Below are 10,452 nucleotides of genomic sequence, written 5' to 3' on the forward strand. Positions count from 1 at the left end.
TTCCATCGCAACCTGTGCGAAGTGAGCGCTGGCGTACTGAACCTCACGGATCAAAACTACCAGCTCAGCCCGCTCAATCCGTGGTCCGACATCGCGAGGGAGCGGACGTTTGTGGTCCGGTTCCGGCTGAGTTTCTGAAGCAGAGGGCGAGGGGGCTCAGGGGGTGCAGAGGCGGAGCCATGGAGAGGCGATTTGAGGTTCCGGGGCGTTTGGAAGCCCCCATCAAGGATCGTGTGACCCGGAGCCAGCAGCAAAGCTTGACGCTCAATGACTGGTAAGCTGCAATAAGCGGTTGTCGTAACAATCCGCCGCCGCACGGGTATTCGTGTGGGAAAGACCGTCTCCGCCGTCATGAACACGCTTCGTCCGCTTCTCCTCGCCTGCCTCGGGCTTCTTTATTGCGCGATGTCACTTCACGCCGCGCCTGAGGACTTGCATCCAACCCACCATAATCCATGAAGACCTTATTGACTCTTCTTTCCCCTCTATGCTTCAGCATCCCATTATCACCTGCCTGGGCTGCGCCAGGAGAGCTTGACTCGGCCTTCGGAACAGGCGGGAGGGTGATCACCGTCATTGGCACCAACAATGACTTTGTCACGAGCGTGGCTGTCCAGAATGATGGGAAGATACTGGCTGCGGGATACACGTCTAACGGCAGCAACAATGACATGGTGTTGATGCGCTACAACATCGACGGCAGCTTGGACACCAGTTTTAATGGCTCTGGCAAAGTGATCACCACCTTTGGAACGGGCAATGATCAGGCATATGGCGTGGCGGTTCAAAACGACGGCAAGATTGTCGTCGCAGGATTCGCTGTCATCAGCAGCACCACCTATATCGCCCTCGCCCGGTACAACTCCGACGGCAGTCTGGACACTAACTTTGGAGAAGGCGCGGGGAAGGTGGCCAATAGTGCCGGCAACGGAGCAAGTCTCGTGTTGCAGACTGATGGCAAAATTCTCGTGGGGGCTTCCGGTAGTGGGGGCACCTTTATCCTGGCAAGACATAACACGGACGGTAGTCTGGACACGACCTTTGGCGGAGGGACCGGCAAAGTAACATCTTCCCTGAACGGTGTCTTGCTCGGCATGACTCTCCAGAGCGATGGTCGGATTGTGGCGGTTGGCTACTCGAACACGGCCAATGAAGATGTCGTTCTGGCCCGATACACTACCGATGGCACCCTGGACACGACCTTTGGCAGCGGAACCGGCAAGGTCAGCACGCCAGTAGGTAGCGGGAATGACCGCGGCATCAGCGTGGCGATGCAGGCTGATGGCAAGATACTGGTGAGCGGTCACGCCGGGACTACCACGAACGAAGATACCATTTTGCTTCGCTATGACGCTGATGGCGGTCTAGACAGCACATTTGGCAGCGGAGGGAAGCTCACGTTTTCCCTCGGGACCAGCAACGATCGTGGAACCAGCGTTTTGGTGCAGAGCGACCAAAAAATACTGGTGGGGGGATATGCGAATGATGGCACCAACCTCAATAACCACTTTTCTTTGATGCGCTTCAATGGCGACGGCAGCTTTGACACCACTTTCAACGGGACTGGCAAGGTTTTAACTCCCAGTCCCGCAGGTAGTAGTTCTGAATTCATCAATGCCATGTCCTTTGACACTAATGGCATGCTGGTAGCGGTGGGTGGTGCATCGACTTCGCTTAGTGGTGTGTTTGGCTTCGATCTTATGGTTGCACGCTATCAAACTGCCCCTGGGACCCCGGTCGTGACGACTGGCATGGCTTCGGCGCGGACCGCAACCACCGCGACTTTGAATGGCGTCGTCCAGCCAGGCGGGCTGGATACGATTGCCTATTTTGAGTATGGCCTGACGACCTCTTATGGCAGTGTGACATCCAGTCAGTCGATCGGTCAGACTGGTGCGATTTCCGTCCAGGCGGCAGCCGGCAGCCTGATCTCCGGGGCTGTTTATCACTATCGAATTGTCGCCACTAATTCGGCGGGAACCAAATATGGCTCGGATGTCACTTTTACACCGTTGCAGCCGCAACGTTATGAGCGAATGGCAGCTTTCAGCGCTCCAACGGGCACCGCTCCAATGGCGGGGCTGGTTCAGGGCCAGGATGGTTCGTTCTACGGCACTACCTCGAAGGGAGGTGCCTATGCCAAGGGGACTGTCTTCAGGCTTGGCCCGGACGGCAAGATGACGGTTCTTCACAGCTTCTCGGGAATGGATGGGGATTCTCCTCAGGCCGGGGTCGTTCAAGCAAGCGACGGGGACTTCTATGGCACCACCTATTTTGGTGGGAGTGATGACCGCGGTGTCATTTTTCGGATCACGCCTTCAGGCACCATGATCACGCTCGAACATTTTCAGTTCACCAACGGCAGTAATCCTGACGGGGAACTATTTGAGGCATCAGACGGCTATCTTTACGGTGTCACCAGATTCGGAGGAACAACCTCCAGCACGACACTGAACCGTGGCACTGTTTTTCGTATCACGAAGAATGGTGCGTTAACCAAACTGGTCAATCTTGGCACGGGTGGAATTGATATGCAGGCTCCCATCGGAGCCGTGTTCCGGCAGGGAACAGACGGGAATTTGTATTCTGGGATGCTTACCGCAGTCTATCGACTGTCACTCAATGGAGCGATGTCTCTTTTTGCAGGTGTCTCCGGCGACCAGAATAATCATCCTCTGGTGATTGGTGACGACGGCTACTTCTATGGAGTTAGTGCCAGCGGAGGAACAGCCAGCGCGGGAATGTGCTTCGGCATTTCCCCCGGCGGGGCATTCCAGCAACTGGCTTCGTTCACGACGGCAACAACCGGCAAATCTCCTCATGTCTTAGTGCGGTCTGAGGACGGGAGTTTCTACGGAGTGACACAGCAGGGTGGGACGTTCAATCGCGGAACGTTTTTTCGATTAGGTCTCGACGGTTCGCTCTCAGCCCTTCACCACTTTTCCTCGACCAGCGGCACACCAAACAAAGGGATGATCCAGGCGCTGGACGGCAACTTCTATGGAACCACTGCGGCCGTTGGAACCAGTGGTGGTTCAATTTTTAGAATTACTCCTTCCGGCAGTCTCACGACCCTGGTAGAACTCAACGGCTTCAACGGGCGCCATGACCGCGCCAGTCTGATGCAGACGACGGACGGCAAGTTCATTGGAACCGGGAGTGGTGGTGGCGACCAACAACAAGGCACCGTTTTTTCAGTAAGTCCTGCGGGATCATTGACAAGTTTGGCGAGTTTTGATGCACCAATGCTTGGCAGCGATCCAGTAGCGGCGTTGGTGAAGGCGGCCGACGGAAACTATTATGGCACGGCGCGCGCAGGCGGAGCCAATAGTAAGGGGACAGTCTTCCGCATGACGCCGGCGGGATTGGTCACGGTGCTGACCGCCTTTGATGGTGGGAATGGCGCGTTTCCCGAGGCCGGGCTGGCGCTGGGGGGCGACGGGAACCTCTATGGCACGACGAAAGAAGGCGGCAGTTCCAATCTGGGCACGGTTTTCCGCCTCACCACCGCAGGTGTGCTGACGGTGCTGCATCATTTCAGCGGGGCGGACGGCTCCCTGCCGCTGCACCGCCTGATTTTGGCAGCGGATGGTCATCTCTATGGAACGACCTCGGCGGGTGGAGCGACTGGAAACGGGCTGGTCTTCCGTCTGACCACTGCCAGCGGCACGGTGACGACGGTGGCGGAGCTGAATGGTGCGAACGGGCAAGCGCCCAATGAACTGCGGCAGCTCCCCGATGGCAGTTTTGTGGGAACGACACGGCTCGGCGGCAGCGGTAATCTCGGGACGGTGTTCGCGATGGCGGCGGACGGCACGATCACGACGCTGCATCATTTCAACGGAACCAACGGCCAGTGGCCGGAGTCGGTGCTGGCCCGCGCCCCTGACGGATCACTCTACGGCACCACGAGCGCCGGGGGAACGGCGGACGGGGGCACGCTGTTCAAAATCGTGGCGGGCAGCATCTTCGTGCCGGTGATGGACTTCGGTTCAGTGCCGGATGAGAAGCCCACCGGCCCGGTTTTCTTCGGGCAGGATGGCAATCTGTATGGAACGACGCGCAACTCGGTTTTCCGCTTCCTGTTTCCCGGTGCTCCCATCGCGGACGCAGGCTCCGCCAGCAGTATCACGACCACCTCGGCGGTCATTGATGCCAAGGTGAACGCCCGCGGCAGCAGCACGCAGTCCACCATCGAGTATGGCATCGACGGAGTGAGCTTCCCCCTGAGCGCGACAGCCGCGCCGCTGAGCGTGAGCGGCTACACGACCACGCGCGTGGGGGCCACGCTGGCGGGGCTGGTCTCCGGCACGCGGTATTACTACAGGCTGCGCTCGGTGAGCAGCGCGGGCACGACAGTGAGCCCGGTGGCGTCCTTTGCCACGCAATCGCTGGCCTACGCGGCCACGACACCTGCGGCCGGCCTCGGCCCGACCAGCGCCACGCTCAACGGCATCGTGAACGCCTTCGAGAACAGTGCCACGGTGACTTTTGAGTATGGGACTGACGGCAATGCATTCCCCATCAGCATCGCCGCCACGCCAGCCACCGTCACGGGGGATGCGGACACGCCGGTGGCCGCAGCCATCGCCGGCCTGACCAAGGGGGTGACGTATTACTTCCGCGTTCGTGCCACCACCACGGCGGGCACCACCATCAGTGGTGCGACTTCCTTCCGAACCCTGATCGAGCCCCTGGCGACCACCGGTCCGGCGCTGGCGCTTTCCACCACGACCGCGCGAGTCACAGGAACAGTGCAGGCGCGGGATGCGGATACGCAGGTCTTTTTCGAGTATGGCACGAGTCCGACCACGTTTCCGAACATCATCGCCGCCATTCCTGGCCTCGTCACCGGTGACAATCCAGTCAGTGTGGCTGCAGACCTGCCCAATCTTGCCGCAGGTGTGACTTATTACTTTCGCGTGCGGGCGAGCAGTGCGGGCGGCCTTGCTTACAGCGCGGCATCCTCGTTCCAGCTCCAGGTGCTTTCCGGTTTCACCCAGGTGTTCCCGCCCGCGCCTCCATCCTCGGAGGGCTTTTTGGTCGTGAATCTGACGCCCGCCGGCATCCTGCATGGCTGGCGCTTCGTGGGAGAGCAGCAGTGGCGGGCCTCCGGCGTGCCTGCGGGCGGGTTGACGACGGGGGACCGCGACATCGAATTCCGTCCGGTGCCGGGCTATAACCAGCCGCCGACGGAAAGCGTGGGCATTGTCAGCGGCGAGGCGGCCACCGTCATCACGCGTGACTATTATGCATCGTCCACCAGCGGCAGCGGCGGGCTGAGCGTGACCCTGAAGCCGGACTCCATCACGACCGGCCCGGACCGTGCGCAGTGGCGGCTGCTGGGTGAAAACGACGCGCAGTGGCGCGACAGCGGCGCGGGCATCAGCAGCCTCATCGCGGGCAGTTACCTAATCGAGTGCAAGCCGGTGACGGGGCGCGCCACGCCGCCGAATGTGAACGTGATCGTCAGCAACGGCGCGACAGCCGCGCCGACGATCACTTATTTCCTGCCGGATGCCACGGCGGGCGCGCCGCCGAGCGTGCTGGCGTTTGAAAGCGTGACGGGTGACACCACGAAGCCCTACGCTCATGTCGGCCAGATCCGCAGCAACGCGGGGTCGAGCAGCGGATTCGTCGTGAAGGCGCGTGTGGTGGCCACGGCGGCGCATGTGGTGTGGGATGATGGCACCCTCTCCGCCGCGCAGGGCCTGCAATGGCTGTTTCAGCGACATCGCGGCACGCACGAGCCGAAACCGGTCTTCCCACGCGGTTTCTACCTTTTCGACGGCTACGCCGCGCAGCGCGTGATCGACAACTCGCCGGGCGACTCCTCACCTCAATCGCAGACACTCGACGTGGCGGCGATGTATTTCGATCAAGATGCCGGACGCGGCGGCTATGGCGGCTTTCTGGCCAGCGATCTGAGTTCCAACGAGTTCCTGCTCTCGAATGCGAACAAGATGCTCGTGGGCTATCCCGTCGATGGCGTCGCGACGACGAGCCAGGGCCGCATGCACGCCACCGCGCCGTTCAATGTCGTGTTCAATGCCGCGTTTGGCCGCACGTTCACCACCAGCGGCATCCGCAGCAGCGGCGGGAACTCGGGCGGGCCGCTGTGCGTGCAGTTCGAAGGCGGCGCGTATTATCCGGCGGCGATTTATCTCGGCGGGGACAATCAAACCGTGGTGCGGGCCATCGACAGCGCGGTGATCGACCTTTTCAACCGCGCGGAGGTCAGTGGCAACGGTGGTGGCAACAACACCGGCGGCGGCATCACACACACCAGTGTGACCGGGCAGCTTTCTCCTGGGAATCCTGGGCGCTTTCAGATCCTCATCGAGCCAGCCGCAGCGCGCACCGCAGGCGCGGGCTGGTCTCTGGTGCCAGCGTCTCTCACGCCGACATCTACCTATCGTCAAAGTGGAGCACAGACATCGAACCTCAGCGCTGGCGACTACAAAGTGGTGTTCGTGAGCGTCGGCGGGTTCCAGCCTCCCGTGGAGCAAAGCGTCACCGTCACGGGCGGTCAGGTCAACACTTTCACCTACACTTACGCGCCGCTGATGACTCCTCAGGAAAGCTGGAGGCAGCAGCATTTCAGCACCACCTCAAACACGGGCAACGCCGCCGACACCTTCGACTTCGACGGTGACGGCTTCACGAATGCGCAAGAATACGCCGCAGGGACGAACCCGACGCTCAGCGGCGACTTCTTCAAAGTCACTGACAGCCAACGCACCGCGTCCACCTTCACGGCGAGCACCACAGGCAAGGCCGGTCGCACTTACACGCTCCAGCGCAGCACAAATTTGACCTCCTGGACACCGGTGGGCAGCCCGCAGGGACCGCTGGCGAGCGATGGGGCGGTGACCTTGCAAGATACGGCGATGCCGAATGACGCGGCGTTTTACCGGATCGTGGTCACGGGGCCGTGAAGCGCTGGTTTGCGGAACGGCGAAGCTCCCCTCTGCGGAACTCTGCATTCTCAGCGGTTGTTTCGGAGTCACCGCAGAGGTCGCTGAGATCCGCAGAGATGATGAAATGCATTTTCGAGCGGTGTTACGATTGGATTTGCAGCGGGTAATCAGGGAGAGGAAGAAGCAGCAGCGCTGTGTGTTGACCTCGCACCTCGACACCGGTTAAGCTACCCACGACCATGAGCACGCCCAAGGAAGACAGCTTTGATGAAACGCAGGCGATGAATGCCTTTGGCGTGGCGATGAACGCGGACAAGCCGAAGCAGTGGCAGCCGCCGAGGCCGGAGGAGCTGCAGGAGATGCTGCCGGGCTATCGCATTGAAAAACTGGTGGGCCGTGGCGGCATGGGCGCGGTGTATCGCGGTGTGCAGACGACGCTAGACCGCAAGGTGGCCATCAAAATCCTGCCGCCGGGACTCGGTGAGCATGATCCGGCTTTTGTGGAGCGCTTTCTGAATGAGGCGCGGCTCATGGCGAAGCTGGCGCACCCGAATGTGGTTACGATCTACGACTCGGGCGAGACGAAGAACGGCCAGCTTTATTATGTGATGGAGCTGATGGACGGCACAGACGTCGCCCGGATGATTTCCGAGCAGGGCCGCCTGTCTGTGGAGCAGGCGCGGGCGATTTGCCTGCGTGTGTGCGATGCGCTCTCCGCCGCTCACGATCTGGGCATCGTGCATCGTGACATCAAGCCCGCGAACGTGCTCGTGAGCACGAAGAACGTGGTGAAGGTGGGGGACTTCGGCCTCGCGCGGCTGGAGGACACGCACAGCGGCCTCACACGCACCGGCTTCATGGTCGGCACGCCGGATTTCCTCGCGCCGGAGGCCATGACGCCGGGTGTGGAGGTGGATGGACGAGCGGATCTGTATGCGGTGGGCGTGATGCTCTACCAGATGCTCACAGGCGCGATGCCGCGTGGTGCCTTCAAACCAGCCTCCACACTCGTGGCGGGTCTGGATCGTCATTTCGACAGCGTGATCAGCCGCGCGATGCAGACGAAGCCGGATGATCGCTACGCCAGCGCGGCGCAGATGCGGCATGATTTGGAACAACTCAGTGTGGTGCTGAATTTCCGCGAGACGGCGGATACGACGATGGCGGTGCCGGTGGGCAAGCTCACGGCGGAAAACATCGCGCAGCGGCCGGTGACGAAGATTTCGACTGTTTCGCCGAAAAGCGGCCCGCAGGCCGCTCCAGCGGCCAAAACGGCCGCAAAGACGAAAAAGAAGTCGAAGCTCAGTGAGGCCAAAATCCGCTGGGCGGTCACGTTGCTCGCCATCGTGCTGTGCGCGGCGGCGGGCTATGTGGCGCTGCGTCGCGTGGGCCAGGGCGTGGTCACGTTGAGCTATGATCTGCCGTTTCTCGTGCACCGGCCAGGTGGCTCGGGGGATGTGTGCATGGTGTATCTCGATGAGAAGGTCGGCGACACGCTCGACCGCAAAATACAGCCCGCTTTGCTCGACAAACTGGCTGCCGCAGGCGCACGTGCGGTGGTGTATGATGTGATCTTTGAGTCAAACTCGGCTGATCCGGCGCTGGACGCTGCCTTTGCGGAGTCGATGAAGAAATTCCGCGCGGGTGGTGGCGTGGTGATGCTGGCTGCCGGACGTGAAGTGACACAGCAGGCCGGTTTGGCGATGGAAAGGCTCATCATCCCGAATGACACGCTGCTGGACGCGGCGGACGACTTTGGCCTCGTGGCGCTGGTGCATGATGATCGCTTCACGGTGCGTGAACTCATCGCTGGAACGCGTGATGAGGCCTCCTTGACCTGGAAAACGGCGCAAAAGCTCGGAGCGCCGCTCGATGAGGCAAAACGGCTCGACCAGCGCTGGATCAACTACACCGGCCCGCATGACACGATCCCGTCGGTGTCGGCGAAAAACGTGCTCGAAGGCGTCGAGGCGGCCTTTTTCCGTGGGAAGATCGTCGTCATCGGCGGGAAGCCCGGCATCGTGAGTCCGAAGCTGGGTGAGGATTTGTTCAATACGCCGTTTCATCGTTTAGATCGGCGTGGAAACGTGCCGCAGATGAGTGGTGTGGAGGTGCAGGCCAACATGCTGGTGAATCTTTTGCGCGGGAACTGGCTCGTGCGCAGCAGCGAGAGCAACGATGTCCTTTTGGTGCTCGTCGTGGCGTTGGTGGCTGGGTGGGCCTTTTCACGGCTGCGGCCGTTCACGGGCTTTCTGCTCGCCTTTGCCGGAGTGGTCATCCTGAGCCTCGCGGGTGTGCTGGCCGTGCATTTTGCGAATGCGTGGTTCCCTTGGAGCGTGGCGGCGCTGGTGCAGTTGCCCGTGGCACTCGTCGCGGGCACCGGGGCGCACTTTTACATCGAGCGGCACTTCCGCCTGAAGCTCGACGCGGAGCAAAAACGCCTGCGTGAGGCCTTTTCGAAATACCTGAGCCCCCGCATGCTCGAACGGCTGATGGACGAGGGTTACCTGCTCGATCCCGGCGGCGATAAAACGATGGCGGCGATGATGTTCACCGACATCGAGAACTTCACGGACATCTGCCAGCGTGTGCGTGAGCCGATGCACATCGTCGAGCACCTCAACGGTTACTTTCAGCGCACCACGGACCGCGTTTTCTACCACGACGGCGGCGTGATCAAATTCATCGGCGACGCCATTTTCGCCGCCTGGGGCGTGCCTTTTGATGATGAGCACGCGGCCGTGAAATCCGTCCGCGCCGCGTGGGAGCTGCACGAAAACGCCGGCCTCAAGATCGGCGGTGAGCCGCTGCGCACCCGCGTGGGCCTGCACTACGGCGAAGTCGTCGCCGGAAACATCGGCAGCACGAAACACATCGACTACACGCTCATCGGCGACGCCGTGAACCTCGCCAGCCGCATCGAAGGCCTGAACAAAGCTCTCGGCACCAGCATCCTGCTCAGTGAGGCCGTGCAGGAGCACATCGCAGGTGAGTTTTGCACCCGACGCGTGGGCCAGTTCAAAGTGAAAGGCCGCGTGGACACCACCACCGTCTATGAACTCCTCGGCCCCGCCTCCACCACCGAACTCCCCGAGTGGGCCATCTGCTACGAAAATGCTCTGAGCGCCTTCGAAAGCGGCAACCGCACCCGCGCGAAGGAACTCTTCGAACAAACCAACCGCCTCCGCCTCGATGCGCAGGGCGATGGGCCCTCGAAGTTCTTTTTGGAACACATTGCCCGCAACGAAACCAGCACAGCCGGCGTGGTGGAGCTGCGGGAGAAGTAGGCGAAAGCGGAGAGCATGGAGTCGTCCTCGTCCTCCTACTCGAACTCGTCCTCGACAGGGCGTGTGGAGAGTGGTGCGGAGCTTCTGGGCAAAGGGAATAGGGCGAAGAGTCAGTGGTCAGAGGTCAGAAGTCAGAGGCAAGGAGAGGCGGTTTGCAATCTCCGTGGGCACTTGGAAAGCGCCCTTCCTTGGAGCGGCGGGCTGCTGGGCTGTTACAAATCCTCCTGAGTAGGGTATCCGGGAGC

Annotated in this window: 2 protein-coding genes; both read left to right on the forward strand. The window is 61.1% G+C overall.

Going from position 1 to position 10,452, the window contains the following annotated elements; translation table 11 throughout:
* The first annotated feature begins 455 nt into the window (after nt 1-455).
* Complete coding sequence (locus IAE77_RS08830; RefSeq protein ID WP_294224877.1) at nt 456-6,938, forward strand: choice-of-anchor tandem repeat GloVer-containing protein; 6,483 nt, start codon at nt 456-458, stop codon at nt 6,936-6,938.
* A gap of 221 nt (nt 6,939-7,159) precedes the next feature.
* Nucleotides 7,160-10,207: a protein kinase gene (locus tag IAE77_RS08835; protein WP_294224879.1), complete on the forward strand. Its 3,048-nt coding sequence runs from the start codon at nt 7,160-7,162 to the stop codon at nt 10,205-10,207.
* Nucleotides 10,208-10,452 lie beyond the last annotated feature (245 nt).

The organism is Prosthecobacter sp., from assembly GCF_014879935.1.
GTDB lineage: Bacteria > Verrucomicrobiota > Verrucomicrobiia > Verrucomicrobiales > Verrucomicrobiaceae > Prosthecobacter.